Annotated in this window: 18 protein-coding genes; 6 read left to right on the forward strand and 12 right to left on the reverse strand. The window is 67.5% G+C overall.

Translation table 11 applies throughout. The annotated features are described in order from the left end of the window. The first annotated feature begins 284 nt into the window (after window positions 1-284). Window positions 285-1,715, forward strand: coding sequence for a DUF222 domain-containing protein (locus ABG085_RS18185; RefSeq protein WP_347977154.1), 1,431 nt, complete (start codon window positions 285-287; stop codon window positions 1,713-1,715). 151 nt (window positions 1,716-1,866) lie between these two features. On the opposite strand, the gene ABG085_RS18190 is transcribed toward ABG085_RS18185, so the two are convergent. The 4 genes from ABG085_RS18190 to ABG085_RS18205 all read right to left on the reverse strand — a co-directional run bounded on the left by ABG085_RS18190 (window position 1,867) and on the right by ABG085_RS18205 (window position 5,673). Continuing rightward, window positions 1,867-2,646 carry a hypothetical protein gene (locus tag ABG085_RS18190; RefSeq protein ID WP_347977155.1) on the reverse strand — a complete coding sequence of 260 codons (780 nt, stop codon included), beginning with the start codon at window positions 2,644-2,646 and terminating at the stop codon, window positions 1,867-1,869. A gap of 335 nt (window positions 2,647-2,981) precedes the next feature. Continuing rightward, window positions 2,982-3,560, reverse strand: coding sequence for a DUF998 domain-containing protein (locus ABG085_RS18195; protein WP_347977156.1), 579 nt, complete (start codon window positions 3,558-3,560; stop codon window positions 2,982-2,984). A gap of 660 nt (window positions 3,561-4,220) precedes the next feature. Next, window positions 4,221-4,706, reverse strand: a complete 486-nt coding sequence (locus tag ABG085_RS18200; RefSeq protein ID WP_347977157.1) for a GNAT family N-acetyltransferase — start codon at window positions 4,704-4,706, stop codon at window positions 4,221-4,223. 253 nt (window positions 4,707-4,959) lie between these two features. Next, window positions 4,960-5,673 carry a response regulator transcription factor gene (locus ABG085_RS18205; protein ID WP_347977158.1) on the reverse strand — a complete coding sequence of 238 codons (714 nt, stop codon included), beginning with the start codon at window positions 5,671-5,673 and terminating at the stop codon, window positions 4,960-4,962. A gap of 157 nt (window positions 5,674-5,830) precedes the next feature. Here ABG085_RS18205 and ABG085_RS18210 point away from each other — a divergent pair, with 157 nt between their 5' ends. The 3 genes from ABG085_RS18210 (at window position 5,831) to ABG085_RS18220 (ending at window position 9,914) form a co-directional block, all read left to right on the forward strand. Beyond that, window positions 5,831-7,816 carry a histidine kinase gene (locus ABG085_RS18210; protein ID WP_347977159.1) on the forward strand — a complete coding sequence of 662 codons (1,986 nt, stop codon included), beginning with the start codon at window positions 5,831-5,833 and terminating at the stop codon, window positions 7,814-7,816. Between the two features lie 599 nt (window positions 7,817-8,415). Continuing rightward, complete coding sequence (locus ABG085_RS18215) at window positions 8,416-9,054, forward strand: hypothetical protein (RefSeq protein ID WP_347977160.1); 639 nt, start codon at window positions 8,416-8,418, stop codon at window positions 9,052-9,054. Window positions 9,055-9,092: 38 nt separating this feature from the next. Continuing rightward, a complete protein-coding gene (locus ABG085_RS18220; protein WP_347977161.1) occupies window positions 9,093-9,914 on the forward strand; it encodes a hypothetical protein in 822 nt (273 codons plus the stop codon). 137 nt (window positions 9,915-10,051) lie between these two features. Here ABG085_RS18220 and ABG085_RS18225 read toward each other — a convergent pair whose 3' ends face one another. The 3 genes from ABG085_RS18225 to ABG085_RS18235 all read right to left on the reverse strand — a co-directional run bounded on the left by ABG085_RS18225 (window position 10,052) and on the right by ABG085_RS18235 (window position 12,592). Then, complete coding sequence (locus ABG085_RS18225; RefSeq protein ID WP_347977162.1) at window positions 10,052-10,450, reverse strand: DUF2255 family protein; 399 nt, start codon at window positions 10,448-10,450, stop codon at window positions 10,052-10,054. Window positions 10,451-10,453: 3 nt separating this feature from the next. Next, on the reverse strand, window positions 10,454-11,155 hold the full coding sequence (locus ABG085_RS18230) for a DUF664 domain-containing protein (protein WP_347977163.1): 702 nt from the start codon (window positions 11,153-11,155) through the stop codon (window positions 10,454-10,456). Window positions 11,156-11,500: 345 nt separating this feature from the next. Beyond that, window positions 11,501-12,592 (reverse strand): DUF2510 domain-containing protein, encoded by a 1,092-nt coding sequence (locus tag ABG085_RS18235; RefSeq protein WP_347977164.1) that lies wholly within the window; start codon window positions 12,590-12,592, stop codon window positions 11,501-11,503. 331 nt (window positions 12,593-12,923) lie between these two features. On the opposite strand from ABG085_RS18235, the gene ABG085_RS18240 reads away from it, so the two are divergent. Beyond that, complete coding sequence (locus ABG085_RS18240; protein WP_347977165.1) at window positions 12,924-13,376, forward strand: hypothetical protein; 453 nt, start codon at window positions 12,924-12,926, stop codon at window positions 13,374-13,376. A 43-nt stretch (window positions 13,377-13,419) separates the two neighbouring features. Here the strand turns inward: ABG085_RS18240 and ABG085_RS18245 are convergent, their stop codons facing one another. After that, window positions 13,420-13,566 (reverse strand): hypothetical protein, encoded by a 147-nt coding sequence (locus tag ABG085_RS18245; RefSeq protein ID WP_347977166.1) that lies wholly within the window; start codon window positions 13,564-13,566, stop codon window positions 13,420-13,422. A gap of 389 nt (window positions 13,567-13,955) precedes the next feature. Beyond that, window positions 13,956-15,452, reverse strand: coding sequence for an aldehyde dehydrogenase family protein (locus tag ABG085_RS18250; protein ID WP_347977167.1), 1,497 nt, complete (start codon window positions 15,450-15,452; stop codon window positions 13,956-13,958). Between the two features lie 306 nt (window positions 15,453-15,758). Between ABG085_RS18250 and ABG085_RS18255 the strand changes: the two genes are divergently transcribed. Further along, complete coding sequence (locus ABG085_RS18255) at window positions 15,759-16,418, forward strand: GntR family transcriptional regulator (RefSeq protein WP_347977168.1); 660 nt, start codon at window positions 15,759-15,761, stop codon at window positions 16,416-16,418. Window positions 16,419-16,624: 206 nt separating this feature from the next. Here the strand turns inward: ABG085_RS18255 and ABG085_RS18260 are convergent, their stop codons facing one another. The 3 genes from ABG085_RS18260 to ABG085_RS18270 are packed head-to-tail and all read right to left on the reverse strand — an operon-like array spanning window position 16,625 to window position 19,940. Beyond that, window positions 16,625-17,896: an ABC transporter substrate-binding protein gene (locus ABG085_RS18260; protein ID WP_347977169.1), complete on the reverse strand. Its 1,272-nt coding sequence runs from the start codon at window positions 17,894-17,896 to the stop codon at window positions 16,625-16,627. Between the two features lie 20 nt (window positions 17,897-17,916). Beyond that, on the reverse strand, window positions 17,917-19,059 hold the full coding sequence (locus tag ABG085_RS18265; RefSeq protein ID WP_347977170.1) for a branched-chain amino acid ABC transporter permease: 1,143 nt from the start codon (window positions 19,057-19,059) through the stop codon (window positions 17,917-17,919). Beyond that, window positions 19,059-19,940: a branched-chain amino acid ABC transporter permease gene (locus ABG085_RS18270; RefSeq protein ID WP_347977171.1), complete on the reverse strand. Its 882-nt coding sequence runs from the start codon at window positions 19,938-19,940 to the stop codon at window positions 19,059-19,061. The genes ABG085_RS18265 and ABG085_RS18270 overlap by 1 nt, the downstream gene beginning before the upstream one ends.

The raw sequence follows: 19,940 nt of genomic DNA on the forward strand, positions 1-19,940 counted from the left end.
TCCCGGTCGACCGGGAGCCGGTCTCGGCTAGGCCGAGAGTGTGCCGATGGAAGCCCGGATCCGCGTGAAACGCCCCCGATTGACCGGCTCAACCACACGACATACCGTCGGCCCGCGCCCTCGACCGCGCCGCCACCTCGGGGCTCCACCTTCGACCTGGTCGTCGTCGTTGTCGGTTCCTCCCCAGGCGCTGCCAGCAACCTTCATCGCGGAGCAATCCACAATGGCTTTTACGCATCTGATCTGCGCATTTGAATGTCGGAGGCCCTCACCAAAATGGGGGTATGACAAACCTCGCCGACGCTCTCACAGAGCTCGGCGATGCGCTCGCGAAAGTGTCAGCGGCGGCGCTCGCCGACGGCGGGTTGCGGGGGTGCGATGACACCGACGTGCTCGGTGCACTCGCGACGGCCGGCCGAGTCCGGCGGAGCGCGGAAGCGGTCATGGTCGAGGCTGTCGCGGTGATCGTGGACCGTGATGGTGGCGTCGGTCACGCTGACCGGGTCACGACGCGGTACGGATGCCGCAACATGAGCGAACTCGTGCAGCGCGCGACGCGCGTGTCGGGGCGGACGGCGTCCGACATGATCGCCGCTGCGCACGCAGTGCAGCAGCCTGTCGCGTTGTCCACCGGTGAGGTGCTGCCGGCGGAGTTCCCCGGGCTGCGAGCCGGGCTGAGCGCGGGTCAGGTCGGGCTCGACGGGATGATCGCGGTCACCGGCGCGTTCCGCGGCTGTCAGACCGGTCGCGCCGAGATGCTCGCGGCCGACGCTGAGTTGGCCGCGGCCGCGTGTGGCGAGGGGGTGGATGCCGCACCGCCGGCGTCGGCGGACGAGTTGCGCGCCCTGGCGCAGGTGTGGGCGGCGTACCTCGACCAGGACGGCGCCGAGCCCGAAGACGCCCGCGCGCTCCGCAAGCGAGGCATCACCGTGGGTCGTCGCGGCGACGACGGTCTGGTCCCCCTCCGCGGACGCCTGCTCCCCGAACTGGCCGCGCAGCTGCAGCTCGGGTTCGACAGCGTTCTCAATCCGCGCGCGGACGGCGCACCGGCACCAGGGCCCTGCTTCGTCGAGGATTCGGACCGCGATCCATGGGAGCCCGTGGCGTCGGCGGCCGATCAGCGCAGCCCCGCCCAGAAGCAGCACGACGCGTTCGCGGTGCTGCTCACCGCCGCCGCGGCATCCGGCGAACTGCCCACCCTCGGCGGGGCGGCGCCCACCCTGGTCGTGTCCGTGCGGGCGGAAGACCTCGCCGCCGGCCGCGGTCGCGCCCACCTCCCCGGCGACGACCAGCCGGTCCCGCTCACCGTCGCCCGGCACATCGCCTGCACCGGCGCCATCCAGCGCGTCGTGCTGGGCGAGAACGGGCGGATCGTGTCGATCACGACCCTGGACCGCATCTTCAACCACCACCAGCGCAAGGCGATCACCCTCCGCGACGGTGGCTGCGTCATCCCGGGCTGTCAGGTGCCCCCGCAATGGTGCGAAATTCATCACGTCGAGGAGCACTCCCGCGGCGGCCCGACCCACACCGACAACGGAGTGTTGCTCTGCTGGTTCCACCACCGCACCATCGACACCGGCGGCTGGCAGATCCGCATGATCGACGGCATCCCATATGTGAAGGGTCCGTACTGGTGGGACGCGCAGGTGAAGTGGCGGCCCGCCACGAAGTCCCCCACCCGAAGACGCGACCTCATCGCCCTGCGCACATGACCCGGCGGGCCGAGTTGAGCGTCCAGCACGCGTAGCGATCTTCAGTGACCTGGTCGAGCACGACAATCACCTGCATGTCCACGGCCGGATGGTGGTTCCTGGGTCGACGGCGCGACGGAGTGGTGGGTCGGGTCTTCCCGGAGTCCCGAAGTCACTGCTCGAGAAATCGCACCGGGAGATCGGCGATGTGCAGCCGGGAGGACCGGATGATCTCCTCGATCGCTCCGTGCTGATCGTCCGGGGCGACGATCTGCACCTTTTCGACCCCGTCGATCGGCGTGCCGCCGCCGTCGGCCCAGTAACTGCTGACCGCACGATCTTCGGCGAGCTCGGTGAGCAGCGCGAGGTACCTGTCGCTCTCACCCGGCTCCAGGATGAGACCGAGGTTGGCAGAGTTGATCTCGACGACGTGGCTCCCAGCGAGACCGGCTGCTGCGAGCAGATCGTCGGCGTGGTCGATCAGCGGAAGAAGGTGCGTGAGGTCCGCTGGCACGTCTTCCTCGAGCGCAACGAGAGCCAATCTGCCGTCCTCCCACACGGCTGGCTGAACGGCGACACCGGGGGCGACACGATCCAGTTCGTCGACAACACGCACCGCATCCAGGCCGAAGTCAGGGCAGCGGCTCTCACCACCCGCAGCGTCGGAAGCTGTTGGTGCCGCGTGCAGCGACACCTCGGTACCGGCCGCCGTGCTGACGCGAACAGACCATGTGATGGGGTCGGGGTAGTCGGTCGAGCAGGCTGCTTCAAGCAGTCTTGGAAGCCCCGCCTGATTCACCGTGACGGACATCCATGACGTGGGGTTCGAGAACGTCGGCGCTTCGACCCACCGTTCCTTGTCGACGCGATCTATGCCGGGGAGGTTCTCTATCTCTCTTTCGAAGTCGTCGAACTCGGGCGTCGGGCGTTCGAAGTGGGTCTCGTCGATCATCCACCCGAACGTGACTACGGCGCCGCACACGACGCCGACGATCGCGAGTGCCCCAATCGACAGCCACACGGGCTTCACGTTCTTCGTGCGGCGGCTATCGGTGTCGTCGCCCCCGGGCGCCGGGTCAGGGACCACGGCGAGGGTCCTCGCCATCGCATCACCTCCGAAGGAAGCCCGCTTGCCTCGTTGGCATCGAACGTACCGCTCGAGGGCGACCCCTGACGTGTCGTGATCTGAAACCGAAGGCGAACATCTCCGGGGTCTGCCGCTGCGGCCGATTGGGTCACAGGCAGGGCGGAATCGCCGTGTATCGGACGCTTGCGTGGCGTCTCGCATCACACGACGGACAGAACGCCGATAGCGGCGAGCACCACCCATGCCAGGTAGACGAGGAGGCAGAACCTGTCCGGCCAACCGATTCGGATCTCAGGCGAGCCGCCCTCCCCATGGGCGGGAGCCACGGCGATGAGGAACCACACCAGGCCGGCCCACGGAACGACGGAGGCGATCGCCAGCATCCATCCCAGCGTGGGCGTCACTCCAATCCCCGCGATCAACGCAGCAGGGGGAAAGCCTGCGAGGAGCACGATTCCCAGTACCGTGTGCGCCCTGCCCACGCGCGTGGCCTGAGCGCGCGGAGTCATGATCGGATCGGCGTCGATGAACGCGGCACCGAGCGCGCCCAGTGCGACAGCAGCAAGGCCGAGGGTCCACGCGCCGCCGAACGGCCACAAGGCGACGCAGATTGCGGCGGGGCTGATGGCCATCGTCACGAAGGCGAGGCGCATGACCCACCCGTATTGCCCGACGGAGTACTCACTGATCATCCGCCACGACGGGTCATACTCGGGCTCGAGCACGTGAAGGATCGCGATCAGCCCCACCGTGATCCCGCCGGCGACGAGCGCCGTCACGGCGGCGATGGCAACGACGCTCAATATCCGACAGCCATACCTGGAACGACCACGGGCTTCCTCCTGCGGGGCACTCTATCCCGGCGGTGGCGCGGGGTCCCGGCTGAGCCGCCTGGCCTCCGCGTCACGTGGGTGGTCGCAGCACGGACCGCGGACACCGATCGAATGCCGGAGACGCTGCGCTTCTCCCACGTCCCCTGGCTGCGTTTCGCCTGTCGTGCGGATGTGCTGCTGGCACCGCCCTCTTGCGATCTCCTCTAGCGCCGCGCTGCTCGCCGTTTGCCGCGGGTTGGCTCGCCCTGCAAAGCTCCCCAGATACGATCGCACCCCTTCGCTGACCGCCGAGCAGATGCGAGCGCCCGCCGACACGCGCCCCTGATCGATCGAAGGATCTGCGCGATCGCCTGCCAGCGCGCGCCGAACAGGGCCTTGCCGAACGAGTGATCTGGATCTGTCATGTCGCGCCCCCACCGGTGGCATCCATGTCGAGCGATGCAGGCTCCATCACTAGCGCAGTGCGAAGACCCGCTCGCGGGCTGCCCTCCATCGAGGGCTGGACGCCGGGGTCTGGGGCGTTCTTCTCAGGCTACGCGGAGACGGGCAGACGCTGCGCGTTGCGGATCGGCTTCAACAGACCCAGCTCGCGAACAAAGCCCACGATCAGCGGTGCTCGTCCGCGACAGCCCCTGTGATAGCGGTCGAGTGTCGAGAGTACTGGCTCACCCAGAGCCCAGCGACGGTTTCGATATCACCGTCATGTGTGAAGCCGAGAGCTTCGTAAAGGGCGCGAGCGGGCGCATTCTCACGTCCGGTTGCGACGATGGCTCGCGCCTCGAGTGACATGACTTCGGTCACGAGGGACGATCCGAGACCCCTTCGGTGATACCTCGGGTCGATCATGAGACGGTCAATGTCAACCGACCCTCCCTCCACCGAGTACCCCAAGGCTCCAGCGATCCGGTCGCCATCGAGGGTCACGACCCAGTGCAGCTGCGCGGAGATGAGATCCTGCACTGATTCATGTAGTGGCGGGATTCGGTCGTCACCGATGAGCGCGGCCTCGACTCTGTACGCGCGTTGCTGGAGTTCCAGCAGATGCGGAGCCAAGCTCGCGACATCTTCGGGCTGAAGCTTCCGCGTGATCATGACCTCCTATCTTGGCAGCACGCTCGCGCACGCCCGCACAGATCCCCTTGGGGCACAGGCCGATTGAGGGATCCCTATCCGGGCAAGCGCTCGATTCGGATCCGTCTGCGAGCATCAGCACGGTGAGGGGCGCCTGTCGCGCATGTGGCAGACGGCGACTGGGATGCGGAGTGCTCTGACGAGGCGAAGTCCTGCACGATCCATTGCCGGAAGCTCCGCATCCGGCGCTCGAACTGGTCGCCGTGCGGGGCGGTCAGCCTTGGCTGGCGCGGACGAATCCGGTTCTGAAGGCGACGGACACGGCTTGTGCTCTGTCGGTGATGCCGAGCTTTAGGAAGATTCGATGGACGTGCGTCTTCACCGTGGCTTCGCTCAGGAACATGTCAGTCGCGATCTGTGAATTCGATCGCCCGTTCGCCATCGCCGCGAGAACTTCCCGCTCTCGACGGGTCAGCTGGTCGATCTCGGCGGAGGTCGGGAGCGAAGGCTCGGCACGTGATGCGAGCTCGTTCAGCAAAGATCGCGTCACCGTAGGGTCGAGCCACCCATCGCCCTTCGCGAGCGACCTCACCGCCTCCGGCAGAACCGCGGGGGCGGCGCTCTTGAGCAGGAACCCCGCGGCGCCGGCGCGGACGGCATCGCGTACAGCGGTGTCGTCGCTGAACGTCGTGAGGATCAGGATGCCCGGCGGCCCGCCATGTTCGTCCCTGTATTCGGGCGAGGTGAGGATCCTGGTCGCCTCGACGCCGTCCACACGCGGCATTCGCACGTCCATGACGACGACGTCGGGTTGCAGCTCTGCGACCAACGTCACGCCGGCCTGCCCGTCGGATGCCTCGCCGATGACCTCGATGCCGTCCTCGGCGTCGAGAAGCATGCGCAATCCGGCTCTGATGAGCGCTTCGTCATCGACGAGCACGACCCGCACGGAACGACCCGTGCCGGCGTCCTCAGGCTCGGTCGACATGTGCTCAGTGTCCCGCGGACGAGTGGTGTTGCGCCATGCCCCTGCTTGAGCGATGGATCCGGCATCAACCCTGGGATCGACCTGTGGGATCGACGCGCAGGTGGATGCGCGGGCCGGGTGGGCGCGGGAAGCTTGCATCATCCGGAAGGGAGGTGTCATGGGAGACGCGTACCGACCGTCGATCTCGCGTCGACGCCGACTTCGTCCGGCGTGGCCCGTGCGGTTCGATGTGCTGGTCGTCGGCTGTCTCGTTGCGTTCGACCTCGTCGTGCTCTTCACGATCGACGCGCACCGGAGCGGCGAGTGGCTCCTGCTGCTCGCTATCGTGGTCATCACCAGCCCGCTCCTATGGAGATCTCAAGCACCGGTACTCGCTCTTGCCGGCGTGATCGCTCTGCAGTGGGCGCTCCTGGCGCCCATCGGCGGCCTCACTGTCGGCGGAGGACTGCTCTGCATGCTCACCGTCGCGGTCGGCCTCGGCGCGGTCGCGGCTCGTCGTCATCTCTGGATCTCGCTGATCTGCCTGTGCGTAACGTACGCCCACACGACCCTCGTGTTCGTCGTCGCCTTTCCCGCGTCGAGCGCGGCTTGGAATTCCTTCGCCACCGCAGTCGTGTGTGCAGTCTCATGGGGGCTGGGCGCTTTCGCGCATGTGATTCGGACGCGGCTCGGACAGCTTCAGATTGATCAGGAGCGCGCAGCCGCGGCGGTGCTCGCCGAACGATCCCGAATCGCCTCGGAGCTCAGTACCATCGTCCGTGGCGCGGTGGCCGCCATGGTGGCCGAAGCGTCGGTCGCGCGCGTCACGATCGCGGACAATCGAGGCCGCGCGGTCGCTGCGTTCGCAGCGGTCGAGCGGACCGGGGTCGAAGCCATGCATGAGCTCCGGCGCCTGCTGCATCTGCTCCACGACGACCCGCAACTCGCCGTCGAGGAGCGAACCGAGCACGCCGACGACCCAGTCAGAGGGCGGTTTCGAGATCGCTTGACGATGGTCAGCGACCGCGATGCTCTCGTCACGATCAGCGCCATCGCGGGAACGATGCTTCTGGCATCGCTTTCATACGAGGGTGGGATGCGGCTGCTGGCGAGCCTCTTCCTCGGTCTGACGCTGTGCGTCCTGTTGTGGCGTCATCAGTTCCCCGTGGTGGTCTTCGGATCAGTCATCGCCGCGACGGCGCTCGCGGTCGTCCTCTTCCACGGCGGCGACTTCGTGTTCGACAATCAGACCCCGATCATTCCGGTCCTGGTCGCCCTAGCCGCCGTCGCCAGCGCGACATCCCTGTGGATCTCCATCCCGGCTTCGCTGATCGCCTGGGCGTACCTCTCCATCACAGCTTTCGAATACCCAGAAGTGATGGCATCGAACCTCATCGGCAGCGCGGCCATCGTCATCGCTGTATGGCTGGCGGGCGTGGTCACTGGACGAAGGCGGCGGCAGATCGATCGATTGGAGACCGCCGGCGGCGCCGCCCGTCACGCGATTCAACAGGAACGAGCGCGGCTTGCCTACGAACTCCATGACGTCATCGGCCACTCGATCACGGTCATGGTGCTGCAGGCTGCCGGAGCACGACGAATCATCGAGCAGAGCCCGGAGCGCGCGGCGGCGGCGATCGCGCCCATCGAAGAGTCAGGCGCAGAGGCCATGCGCGAACTCGATCAGCTCGTCGTCATACTTAGAGAGGATGACGCGACCGTCAGTCCCGACACAGCGGCGGATACTGCGCGCATCGGCGAACTGGACAGACTCGTCGAACGAACACGTCGCACCGTCAAAGACATCCACCTCGAGGTGATCGGCGCGCCCAAGCGCCTCGAGCCGAGCGTGGATATCGCCGCCTACTGCGTCGCACGCGAGGCGCTCACCAACGCCGTCAAGCACTCCGGACTGGATGCGCATATCGTCGTCACGGTTTCGTGGATGCCACAGCTCGTGCGGGTTGAAATCGCCAGCGATCCCGGACCGGAGTTCGTCGTGCCGACCCCGGAGCTGTCGGGAGGCTACGGCCTGCTGGGCCTTCGCGAGCGGGTGGATCTGGCAGGAGGCGAACTGCGCTGGTCTTCGAACGGCGAGACGTTCACGGTCGACGCGCGGCTGCCTGTTGCCGAGCCATCCGCACCTGCTGTGCACACGGCCTGAACCGTAGGCGAGGCTGGCCTTGCGAGGCTCGAACGGCGACGGACTTACCGTGTGTTCGAGGGGTTGGGTCATCCGTTCAGCGAGGTGCCGACACGGGCAGAAGGCCGCGCGCGCGGCCCTCAACAGGCGGGAGTCCGACCCCCCGCACGCATCGCAGCGAATGGCTTCCGAACGCCGCCCCCGGTCCACAGATCACGCCGGCCCTCTCAGGCACAACGACTTCGCCCTCGATCGCCGATGACGCGGAGGCGGTCGAGAAGGGGGCCGGCGCTGCGCCGATGCCGACGGCCGTCAGCACAGTGATCGCCGCGACAGCCGAGAGTCGTCGCAGGCGGCTCGACTCTCGTCGTTCACGAATGCGGGGCGATCGCTGTGTGCGCATGGCGTCCTCCCGGATGGCTGACTTGAGCCTGCTCCGGCGAGGCACCCCGCACATCGACCCGGGGTGTGCATTCGCCTGTACACCCACGGGTGCACCCGATGTGGGATCCGCTCGCGGCAGTCCACCCCCGGATCGACGCCGAAGTGACGCCCCCAGGGCGACGCGGCTCCCGCTTAGTGACCGGCACTCTGAATCCACTCGAAGAAAGGATCACGACATGGACAGCACAACGTCCGCCCGCGGAACCCACCTATTGCGTCTGATGTCAGGCGCCGGCGCTCTCTTCGGCGGAGTCGGGCTCGCGTGCACGGCAATCATCCACTCCGGTCAAGCCATCGGCTGTGTCGGACCCGAGGAGTGCGCAAGTCGCCCGATGCGGACCATGACACCGTTGATCGGGGTGATGGGCACCGCGGCCCTCGTCCTGCTGGTCCTCGGCGTCGCGGGGCTCGCGCTCCTGATGATTCGCGCAGGTCTCAAGCCGACTACGGCGGGGGCGGGACTCATCCTGCTCGGGATGGGCGTCGGACTGCTGCTGACGGGGGGCATCATCCAAACGGCGCTCGGCGACTTCCCGTGGATGCCGCTGTTTGTCGGGCCGGGAGTCATCGCCGTGCTGGCGGGGATCGCGCTCGTCGCGTGGTGCAGTGCCGCAGTCGGACTGCTGCCCCTGTGGATGGCGATCCTTGTCGGCGTGAGCGCAGCGGGGGCGCTCGCATCGAACGAGCAGAACACGACGATCCTCTTCGTCGTACCGTTCGCGATCGCTCTGGCGCTCATGGGCGGATACCTGTGCGTGTCGGCACTCCCTTCCCCGCGCTCGCGGGCATACGAGTCACGGGCGAGCACTAGCTGACTGAAGTCTCGTCGCTGGAGGAAGACCGGAGAGATGAAATGAGTACAGCACCCACTGAAGTAGCGACGTCCGAATCCAACGCCTCACCGGCGCGCACCGCTGTGGTCTCGCTTTTGTCAGCAATCGCCGTCGCCGCGGTGGCGGCTGCCCTGGGCAGCTGGGAGCTTCCGGCCGCGGCAGTCGCCTCGATCGCAACGGCATCCGGAGCATTGGTCCCGGCGTTGGCGATCAAACGCTCTGACCGTCGACGAGCTCACAAGACTCGGACGAGTGAGCTGCTCGCGGGGCGCTTCAAGCGACCTCCGGTCTACGTCCTGATCGTCGCGAGTGGGATGCTGGGCCTCGCCTTTCTGCTCAGTCTGGTGTTTGGCTACATGCTCGCATACATGACGCTGGCGGATGCAGAGTCGTCGGGCCACCTGACAGGAGCCGACTACAACGATCTGGTCGAGCGAGGCTCCGGAGCCGGCACGGCCGCAGGCCTAGTGTTGATTGTCATGCTCGCCGCATCCATGCCGGTCGGCAGGTACGTCGCGCACCGCATTCCTTCCCGTTCCTGGGCGTGGGGACTTGCCGCCGTGCTGGTGAACGAGGCGGTGCTCTACGCGAGCGGGAGCCTGGTCGTGGGAGATTGGTCGCTGCCACCCATCGAATACTTCGTCGTCTACACCTTGCCTGTCACGATCGGTGTCCTCCTGGGGATCTGGCGTGGGGGTAGGACCCGAGCACTGTTCTGGGCGAAACGGCTCTTCAAAGGGCTGTCGGAGACCGACCGTCGAACGGTCCTCAGCCTCATGGACGAATCGGTGTTGAGTGTGTCACCATCCGAGGCGTCCAGACGTCCGCGTGAGATGGCCTGACCCGCCGGACTGCGATCAAACGCGCACGCGCCGGTCGATGACGGGCAACCTGCCTCAAGCCGTCCAGGGATCCTCATGGGGCGCCCGGTAAGGGGCGGTCGCCGAGCCATTACGGGCACACGAGTAGTCGCGGTCAGTCAGCACGGGTCAAGGCGGAGGGTGGACGCCGCGGCTTCCGCGGTGACCATGCTGCGGGCTGCGAGATCGCCGTACTTCTTGCGGTAACCGGCGTCGACCGCGGCAGCATCCGTCACACCGGTCGCCGTGACGATCACGTCGATCGAGACGTCGCCGACACGGATTCGTGAGGCCGCCGACCTGACTGCCGCGCCGTACCATCCGGTGTCGCGCCGGTGCCATGTGCGGACGAAGACATCGGTTCCAGCGACGACGACCCAGATCGGGGTCCAGCGGCTGAGGCCGCCTTCGTGACGCGAAGCCGAGACCTCGATCTCGATCGCGTCGTCGAGCACGCGCAACTGCGCGGGGGTCCACGATGAACCGGAGTCGCTGTCAGAGGGCGCTGGATCGGGCATGGATCAGCGCCTCATCTCGCCGAGCGCGGCGAAGCGAATCATGTGCGCCTCGCCGGCATGCAAGGTGTACTCGTGCAGCATCTTGATGAGCGACCATCGCAGCGTCCGGCCATGACCGGGCCCGCGCGCATCGAGCGACGGCGAGGCCGCGATCGCGGCATCCGCTCGCTTCACCTCTGTCAGCCACCCGCTGATGTCATCGCCGACGCTCTCCAGCGATCCGCCTGTGAAGTCGTCGTCGCCGTAGAAGTCTCGCGCACCCTCACCGCTCAGACCCCACGCTAGATATCCCGCCTCCATCTGCCGCATGTGGCGAACGAGACCCAGAACCGATAACTCCACGGGCGGTACCGACCATCGCAGGGCCCGCTCCGCGGACAGGTCGCGGAGCTTCCGAAGGAACTCATGGCGCTGATACTCGAGCCATGCGACAAGGTCCGCGCGCTCGTCGCCGGTGTCATCTGGCTCGCTCCAGCGCGACACGTCGACATCCGAGAGCACAGGAACGGATGCCTCGTGCTGGGCGCGCTCGACATCGGATGGGTCGTTCGCGGGCCAGTCGCGCTGCAGGCCGATCGCGTCGGTCAGCGCCTCCACCGCGTCGGCGAGTTCGTCCAGCTCATCCGCGGACAAGGCGGGCAACGCGGCCGCGATGCGCGACACCTGCACGAGCGGCGCTGCGCCTTTTGATGAGTTCCAGGTCATGGGCGTCATTCTCGACCTCGCGCGTCGCGCTCGCTACAACCGGATGACGTCGTACGCGACAAAGGTGGCACATCATCCCAGCTGACCAGCTACCTAATCCTCCGCCTCCAAGGTTTCAGCCCCGCGATCCGCAGACGGTGCGAACACGATGCTGACCGATTGAAGTCACCACCTGAGCGCCCATAATTCCCCGCAGCGGATCCCCCAGCGGGCACGGGCACGATGAGGGGCGCCCGTCGCGCTTCACTGTGTTTTGTGTACCAGAGCCGCAAACGATAAGGGAGCGCCCGGAGGCGCCCCCTTGTGGTCGCGACCTTGGTTAGGTCGCGCAGTTGGTGTAGATGATCAGAGGTGAGGGTAGGCCTCGACCTTGCTGTCCAGCGGCACCATCCAGAACTCGACGTTCCACGCCGCCGTGCCGCCGGAGGGCACGCGGTCGGTGAAGGTGTAGTCGACGCCCACGATCTTCCCGCCGCCGTCGCGGGCGATCAGATCGATGCGAACCATGTCCTGGTCCTCGGAGAAGTTACTGGTGACGGTGCCGTTGACGGTCATGTAGTCGTACTCGGAGCCAGTCGTGATCGGCCCCATGGTGAACGACCCCGTCTCGGCGGCAGGCGAGTGAGTGGCCGCGTCCGCGGTAGGCCCGCGCACCTCAATGTGGTCGATCTGCGCCGAGCCGATGTCAAAGAAGTCCCCGACGTACCACGAGGTGCCCGACAGGATGGTGCCGTACGTGCTGTCGGTGTCAATCAGCACGCCGTTCGCGTCGTAGGCCTCCACGTCGACGCCGGCGCCGGCGAAGATGTAGTCCACGTTCGGGTTGGTAACCTCCACGGCGTACCAGCCCATGCCGCTCTCCATGTCCACGCCGAACGCGGTTTCCCCCAGCACCAGATCCTCGGCGTCGGCGACCGCCGGCTCCTCGTCGACCGCCGGCTCCTCGTCGGCCGACGTCTCGTCGTCGGCGACGTCGGAGGTGCCGACCTCCTCGGTGACGGAGTCGTCGATGGCGTCGCTGACGGCGCCGGCAGCGAGCGCCATGAATACGATCACGCCGACGATCGTGCCGACCACGGAGACGATGATTGCGGTCAGGCCCTGCCACTTGGGTTTGTCCTTTTGGAACAGGGCGATGATGCCGAGGATGAAGCCGATCGGCAGGAGAATCCACCCGACAATCAGAGCGCCGGGAATGCACGCGAAGATGAATCCGACGGCGGCTACTGCGAGGGCGACGATTCCGAGGATGTTGCGAGGCTTCTTCTCGGGTGCGGGGGCGGTCGGCGGCGCGGGAACGGCGCCGGTCACGGTGGCGATGCCCCCGACAGGACGCACCTGGTCGGTCCACGAGGTTCCGTCCCAGTAGCGCTCCTGGCCTTCAACGCCTGCAGGGAACCATCCGGCGGGTGCGGATGTAGGGGTCGAATCGGTCAAGTTGTTCCTTCCACGGAAAGGCCACGTCCGACGCCGTGACCCCGGTACACGAGTGCTCGCCGGGCACAGGCGAGCTAGCGAGATCTTATGAGAAGGTCCTCATCAGACCCGCGACTTTCGCTCAGGTTTCAGCCAGATTCGCGTCAGGCCATCGACCTCGCGGCGGCGGGAGACTTCCGGCGACATAGACGCGACGAGGGCGGAGGAGATGGATTCCCCGGGCATGCTTCATGTCAGTGGACGCGAGTTGCGGGAATGCCGATGCTCGTGGACATCGACTGCGCCTCCGCCGCGGGATGTCCGACATGTCGACCGTCGATACAGTGTGGCCATGAAGCGCGCCGCACTCGTTCTCGCCCTGGCATTGGCCCTCACCGGGTGTGCGTCCTCGCCCGCCGCCGAGCACGAAGGGCCGACGAAGACGCCGGCCGCCGAAGAAGAGAAGCCCACGCCCACGCCGACCGCGGAGGCTGACGCGCTCGTGCTGTGCGAGCTGATGTCGCAGAAGCTCTTCGCGTACCCCGATTACGTCCTGGCTATCGCCAACGGCGAGTTCGATCAGGCCACCCACGACGACTACTACGCGTGGGCGGAGGAGATGAAGTCAGTCGCGCCCGCGGACGCGAACGTGCCGCTGGCGAAGTTCACCGACCCCATCTACCAGGTGCAGGAGGTTGTCGAAGTCGGTGGCGGGTCGCTGACGTTCAACACCGACGACTACAAGGCGGGCAACCTCGAGATCATGGAGTACTGCGTGGACGCAGGCTTCAAAGTCGACAACTGAGCCCGATGCTTCCGACGCAGACCGGCCTGCTGACCGGCAAGACTCACCTGTCCCAGTACATGGCGGAGACGTACCCGAACACCCTTCCGTTGCGCCGCAGCATCCGTGACGCGTGAGGCCCCTTCGGCTTCACACCGGGCACCAGCAGCGACGGCGGTCCGGCGGGGTCCGCGTTCGACATGCTGGTCACCCTGACAGTCCAACCGGACCGTGTGCCGCTCGACCCGGCGCCGTCGTTGCTGTGGCGGCGCGAACAGGCCGAGCTTGCCGCGTCGTCATCGAGCGTGCCGCGGCCGGTGTGAAGTCCGGAGACCGCAGCGACGATATCCTGCGCGCGCTGTGGATCCTCGGGCTGCTCGTGAATTCCATCCGGTCCATTCAGTCGTATCTGTACAGCCCCGTCACCGCCGCCGTCCACGACTCGTCCGGCGTGAACTCCGCCCGCGTGGATGGGCCTACCGCGCGGATTCCAACGGGAGATTGCGACCCCGCGCGGCATCATCCGCGCCGAAGCCGAGCAGAGTGCCCGCAGGCTCGGTCACTGGCCGAGGCTGCGGGCACTGAGCATGCCGAAGGGCGTCAGTGGGCCATCGACGCCAGCGCCTCCGGGTCGATGGTCGCAATCGAGCGGGTGTCCTGGAAGGCACGCACGCCCTCGATGCCCTGCTCGCGACCGAAGCCCGACTGCTTCATGCCGCCGAACGGCGCGCGCAGGTCGAGGCGCGTCGCGCCGTGGTCGTTGACCCAGACGTAGCCGCACTCGAGCTGCGAACCCACGCGCTGCGCGGCATCCGGCGACCCGGTCCACACCGATCCGCACAGCCCGCCCCAGGTGTCGTTGGCGAGGCGCACCGCCTCGGTCTCGTCGTCGAACGGGATCAGCGGGATGACGGGACCGAACTGCTCCTGCGTGACCACGCGCAGATCGAGCCCCGGGTCGACGACGATCGCGGGGCGCACGAAGTTGCCGGCGGCGAGGTCACCCTCGGGCAGGGAGCCGAACTCGCGGACGTCGGCTCCGGCATCCTTCGCCTCCTGGATGATCTCGTCGACGAACGCCTTCTGCGCCGGCTGGTGCAGCGGCCCCATCGTGGTCCCCTCGTCGAGTCCGTGGCCGAGCTTCGCCTTCTCGAGGCGCTCGCTCAGCCCCGAGACGAGCTCGTCGAGACGCGAACGGTGCACGTAGACGCGCTTGGCGTTCATGCAGATCTGGCCGGTGGTGTCGTAGATCGCGGCGTAGAGCCGGTCGAGGTGCGCGTCGTCGAGGATCGCGTCGTCGAGGAAGACCGCCGCGTCGTTCCCGCCCAGCTCGAGCGTCACGCGGGTGAGCGTCTTGGACGCCATCTCCATGATCCGCTTGCCGCCGTTCACACTTCCGGTGAAGCAGACCTTGGCGACGTCGGGGTTCTGGATGAGGTCGGCCATGACCTGGTCGCGTCCCGTCACGACGTTCAGCACGCCCGGCGGCAGCTTCTCGGCCACCCGCTGCACGACACGCGTCGTCGCCAGCGGCGCCGAGGGCGGCGGCTTCACGATCGCGGTGTTGCCCGCGAGCAGCGCGTGCGGCAGCGAGGCACCCAGGATCGCGATCGGCCAGTTGAACGGCACGATCACCGTCACGACACCCAGCGGCTGGTACGACACCTCGGTCGACACCGGGATCGCGCCGGGCACCGGCGGCAGCGTCTTGGAGGCATCCACCTCGTCGGCGAGCATGAGGGCGAGGTTCCAGCGGATCTCGAACACCAGCCCGTCGATCCACGCCTCCATCCGCACCTTGCCGTTCTCCTGCGACAGGATCGCGGCGTCCTCGTCGCGGTCGTCCGCGATACCCGCGATGGCCTCGGCCATCTTCGCGGCACGCTCCTGCGGCGTGAGCGCCGCCCACGCCGGGAAGGCCTGCTTCGCCGCGGCGACCGCATCCTTCACATCAGAGACGGATGCCGCAGCCGCCTCGCCGACGACCACCCCGGGCCGACCGGGGTCGGGGATGGTCAGCACGTCCTCGGTGAAGCGCTCCTCACCGCCGATGTAGAGTCCAGTCCGAACCGCTGTCCCCATCGTCGTCTCGCCCATGGGACGCCTGCCTTTCGTCTTCTCCGCCTCCGGCTCTCACCGGGGCTGTGCCTTCGGGATCCCGGCTCTCACCCGGGGCTGTGCTCTCAGGCTCCGGTTCTCGCCGGAGCTGTGCTGTCGGGTCGGCAGCGGGTCGGCGGCGGGTGTGCGCCGTCGCCCACCTCATCAAGAGTGCCTCTCGCACCCAGGTGAATCAAGATTGTTGACGATTTTCGCGCGAATTTCGTATGAAATGCTTCCGGGTGGGACGCTGGTCGAGAGATAGTGTCAGTGCACGGACGAAGGCGCCGAAGGGGATGGGGCGAGATGACGGATGCCGCAGTGCGCAGTGACGACGACGCGATGGATCGCCCCGATCTGACGCAGGTGATCCGCGAGGCGATCCTCGATGCGCAGTTCGCCCCGCACCAGCGCCTCATCGAAGCCGACCTGAGCGAACGGTACGGCGCCTCGCGCGCCTCGGTGCGCACCGCGCTCCTCAACCTCGCCGGCGAGGGACTCGTCGAGCGCCTGCCCAACCGCGGCGCACGCGTGCGCGCGATCACCGTCGACGAGGCGATCGAGATCGTGGAGGTGCGCATCGGCCTCGAGACGCTCTGCGCGCGCAAGGCCGCCGAGAACCTCACCCCCGCCGACGCCGAACGTCTGCGTGCCCTGCGCGCCGAGATCGAGGCGGCGATCGGCTCGGGCGACCTCATGGCGTACTCGCGGCTCAACCAGGAACTCGACCGCCGCATCCGCGACCTCAGCCGCCACGGCACGGCGACCCAACTGCTCGAGCGGCTGCGTGCGCAGTCGGCGCGCCACCAGTTCCGTCTCGCGTTCCACCCCGGCCGCGCAGCGACGTCGGCTCCCGAGCACATCGCGATCATCGACGCGATCCTCGCCAAAGACCCCGACGCCGCCGAGGCCGCGACCCGCGCCCACCTCTCGGGCATCGTCGAGGTGCTGCACGGCCTGGAGTGAGCCACGCGCCGCGCGCCGCAGCATCCGTCGCCCGAAACAGGTGATCTGGCGAGCACAGGACGATCCACCGCGAAACTTCCTCTCTCCGCCAGAACACCTGTTCTGGGCAATGCGCGACGCCGGACCATGCGACGAACGAATGAGGAAGGGGCGACCGGATGCCTCCGGCCGCCCCTTCCCCTCACTCAAACGCCGTGCGAGCTAGATCACTCGTCCCAGCTCTCGGCCGGGGCGTAGCCCTTGCCGTTGTACTTCTGCACCTGCACGGTCGAGACGGCGGGCTGGCCGTCCTGGGTCGTGTCGACGGTGGAGCCCTCGAGCATGAGCGGCGCCGTGAAGCCCGAGACGTCGCGCAGCGCTTCCATGAAGTTCTCGCGCGTCGGCTCGGTCATGCTGCCGAACACCTCCTCGAGCGTCGCCCCGATCTGGTACGACCAGACGCAGTGCGGGAAGGCGGGGACGTCCGGGTAGTTCGCGTACTCCTTCAGCCCCTCGAGGAAGGCGGCGCCGTCCTCGCTCTCGGCGAACGTCGGCGCGGCCGCCGACTGCGCGAACGCCACGGTGTACACGCCGGGGAAGGCCGCCGCGCCACCGGGCTCGAGGATGGCCGTCGGGCTCGACGTGTTCGACGGCAGGAACCAGGACGGAAGCCAGCCGAGCTCCTGCGACTTCTGCAGCGACGAGATCACCAGCGGGGTGATCGACATGGCGTTGAAGAACACGTCGGCGCCCGAGCCGGCCAGTTCGGTCAGCTGCGCGTCCACCGAGGTGTCGGTGGCCTCGTAGGTGAGCTCCTTGACGACCTCGATGTTGTCGGCGCCCTCGATGGCGGTCTTGAAGCCCTCGACGTAGCCCTCGCCGTAGTCGTCGTTCTGTGACAGGATCGCGACCTTGTGGTCTTCGGCGGATCCGGCGAGCAGCTCGCCGAACGCCTCGCCCTCGTTCTGGTAGATCGGCACGAAGCCGAGCTGCCACGGGCTCTCCTCCTGGTTGCTGAAGATCGGGTCGCCCGTCATGATCAGCACCTGCGGCACCTCGTCGGCGATCGCCGCATCGAGCCACGCCCGGTTGGTGGGCGTGCCGAGGCCGGCGGTCATCGCGAAGACGCTGCTCTTGAGCTGGTCGTAGTTGGCCTTGGCCTTCTGCGGGTCGTACTCGTCGTCCAGCGCCTCGATCTCGACCGTGCGGGTGTTGCCGTCGCCGAACTCCACCCCGCCCTCGGCGTTCTTGGCGCCGAAGTACGCGGTGATTCCGGCGACCGTGCACGTGCCCGGGCCGGCGGTCGGACCCGACAGCGGCGTGGTGATGCCGAGGGTGATCGAGTCGTCGGTGATACCGGGGCTCGCCTCGGCGGCGCCGCCGTCGTCGGTGTCGTTCGGCGAGCCGCCGCCGCGTGCGCAGCCGGCAGCGAGGACGGCAACGATGCCGATCCCCGCGACGACCGAGGCGACGCGCATCCTTCTGCGATTCGTGCTCATGGGTCATGCCTCTCTGTGTGTTACGACTGCGTCGTAGATGGTGGTGGTGATTGCGTCGTAGGTGGTGGTGGTTGCGTCGAAGGGGCGCCCAGTGCGTCTCCGACGGTGGAGGCGCCGGCGACGGATGCCGCGGCATCCGCCTGCATGGCACCGCCGACGGGTCCACCCGGGCGACCGGAGCCGGCGTCGCGCCCGCGTCGCCGCCACAGGCTCGGAAGCGAGACCAGCCCGCCGGGCAGGATGAACAGCACCACCAGGAGGATGGCGCCCTGCAGCATGGCGGTGATGTTCGGGTCGATGAGGTTGGTGACCTGCGGCAGCAGCACGTACCAGACGCCCCCGAGGAGCGAGCCGAGGATGCTGCCGGCGCCGCCGATCACCATCGACGCGAGCAGCTCGATCGAGTGGCCGAAGTGCAGCGTCTCGGGCGACGTGTACTGGATGACGACCATGTAGAGGAAGCCGCTCACGCCGCCGATCAGCGATGCGATCGTGAACGCGAGCACCTTGAAGCGGTACGGCGACACCCCCAGCGACCCGGCGACCGCCTCGTTCCCCTTCACGATCGCGAAGGCCCTGCCGTACTTGCCCCGCACGAGGTTGCGCGTGAGCATGAAGGTGATGCCGCCGATGAGGAAGACGATGTAGAGCTGCCACTGGTCGTCGTACAGGCCGGTCCACTCCGGTGCGTCCGAGAAGCGGGCGGAGGTGCCCTGCGAGCCGCCCGTGAAGTCCGACAGGCGCTTGGCGAGGGGCACGCCGATGATCGGCAGCGCGATCGTGACCATGGCGATGGCGAGGCCGCCGAGACGCGCGGCGGCGAGGGCGATGACCAGGCCGATGACCGCGGGGACGAGGCACGCGAGCACGAAGACGAGCAGGATGTTCCAGTCGGCGTTGACCCCGAACGCCGTGACGTAGGCGCCGACGCCGACGAAGAAGATCTGGCCGAGCGAGACCTGGCCGGTGTAGCCCATCACGACGTTGAGGCCCAGGACGGCGACGGCGAAGACGCCGATGCGCGCGATCGTCTGGTTCGCGAACTCCGGGAGCATCAGCGGCAGCACGATCATCAGCACGATGACGAGCCCGATGACGGCCCAGCGCACCCAGGGGCGCTCGAGCAGGGGCGACCGGTGCGAGAGGTCCGTGTTCGCAGCCATCAGACGCGCACCACCGCTTTCCGCCCGAACAGGCCCTGTGGTCGCAGGAAGAGCACGACGAAGATGAGGATGAAGGGCACCGCGATCTTCAGGTCGTGACCGATGAACGGCACGTAGACGGCGGCGAGGTTCTCCAGCACGCCGATGAGCCACGCGGCCACCACCACCCCGATCGGGCTCGACAGACCGCCGAGGATGCACGCGGCGAGCGCGTAGACGAGGGCGGAGTCCATCATCCCGGGCGTCAGGGTCAGCTGCGGCGCCACGAGCACCCCGGCGACCGCGCCGAGCACGGCGGCCAGGCCCCAGCCGATCATGAGGTTGCGGCCGACGTTCACGCCCGAGAATGCGGCGGACGCGGGATTGATCGCGACGGCCCGCAGCGCGAGACCGAGCTTGGTGCCCAGGAACAGCGCCTGCAGCAGCAGCATGCAGGCGACGATCACGATGAAGGTGCCGAGCGAGCGGACGCTGATCACCGCGCCCGCGATCTGGATGGTCTCCAGCGGGAACAGCGAGGGGAACAGCCGGTTGTTGTACGTCCAGATCCAGGCGCAGAACCCCGTGATCAGGGTGAGCAGGCCGATCGTCACGACGACGGCGGTGTCGGGGTCGCCGCGTTCGAAGCGCCGGATGAGATACCGCTCGATGACGGCTCCGAGGAAGAACGAGATGACGACGGCGGCGAGGATCGCGAGCAGGAGCGGGATGCCGAGACCGTTCAGCGCCCAGGCGACGTAGGCGGACAGCACCGCCATGCCGCCCTGCGCGAAGTTGATGAGCCCGGTCGCCTGGTTCACCAGCACGATCGCGAGCGCGAGAGCGGCGTAGATCGAGCCGGTGGAGAGGCCGTCGATGACGAGCTGGATGAACGTGCCCAC

Origin of the sequence: Microbacterium sp. ProA8, from assembly GCF_039905635.1 — a bacterium.
Classification (GTDB): Bacteria; Actinomycetota; Actinomycetes; order Actinomycetales; family Microbacteriaceae; genus Microbacterium; species Microbacterium chionoecetis.

What these genes read in the sequence shown, in the direction of transcription:
- ABG085_RS18185 (WP_347977154.1), top strand. Translation starts at nt 285, where the DNA reads ATGACAAACCTCGCCGACGCTCTCACAGAGCTCGGCGATGCGCTCGCG.
- ABG085_RS18190 (WP_347977155.1), bottom strand. Translation starts at nt 2,646, where the DNA reads ATGATCGACGAGACCCACTTCGAACGCCCGACGCCCGAGTTCGACGAC.
- ABG085_RS18200 (WP_347977157.1), bottom strand. Translation starts at nt 4,706, where the DNA reads ATGATCACGCGGAAGCTTCAGCCCGAAGATGTCGCGAGCTTGGCTCCG.
- ABG085_RS18205 (WP_347977158.1), bottom strand. Translation starts at nt 5,673, where the DNA reads ATGTCGACCGAGCCTGAGGACGCCGGCACGGGTCGTTCCGTGCGGGTC.
- ABG085_RS18210 (WP_347977159.1), top strand. Translation starts at nt 5,831, where the DNA reads ATGGGAGACGCGTACCGACCGTCGATCTCGCGTCGACGCCGACTTCGT.
- ABG085_RS18215 (WP_347977160.1), top strand. Translation starts at nt 8,416, where the DNA reads ATGGACAGCACAACGTCCGCCCGCGGAACCCACCTATTGCGTCTGATG.
- ABG085_RS18220 (WP_347977161.1), top strand. Translation starts at nt 9,093, where the DNA reads ATGAGTACAGCACCCACTGAAGTAGCGACGTCCGAATCCAACGCCTCA.
- ABG085_RS18225 (WP_347977162.1), bottom strand. Translation starts at nt 10,450, where the DNA reads ATGCCCGATCCAGCGCCCTCTGACAGCGACTCCGGTTCATCGTGGACC.
- ABG085_RS18230 (WP_347977163.1), bottom strand. Translation starts at nt 11,155, where the DNA reads ATGACCTGGAACTCATCAAAAGGCGCAGCGCCGCTCGTGCAGGTGTCG.
- ABG085_RS18240 (WP_347977165.1), top strand. Translation starts at nt 12,924, where the DNA reads ATGAAGCGCGCCGCACTCGTTCTCGCCCTGGCATTGGCCCTCACCGGG.
- ABG085_RS18250 (WP_347977167.1), bottom strand. Translation starts at nt 15,452, where the DNA reads ATGGGCGAGACGACGATGGGGACAGCGGTTCGGACTGGACTCTACATC.
- ABG085_RS18255 (WP_347977168.1), top strand. Translation starts at nt 15,759, where the DNA reads ATGACGGATGCCGCAGTGCGCAGTGACGACGACGCGATGGATCGCCCC.
- ABG085_RS18260 (WP_347977169.1), bottom strand. Translation starts at nt 17,896, where the DNA reads ATGAGCACGAATCGCAGAAGGATGCGCGTCGCCTCGGTCGTCGCGGGG.
- ABG085_RS18265 (WP_347977170.1), bottom strand. Translation starts at nt 19,059, where the DNA reads ATGGCTGCGAACACGGACCTCTCGCACCGGTCGCCCCTGCTCGAGCGC.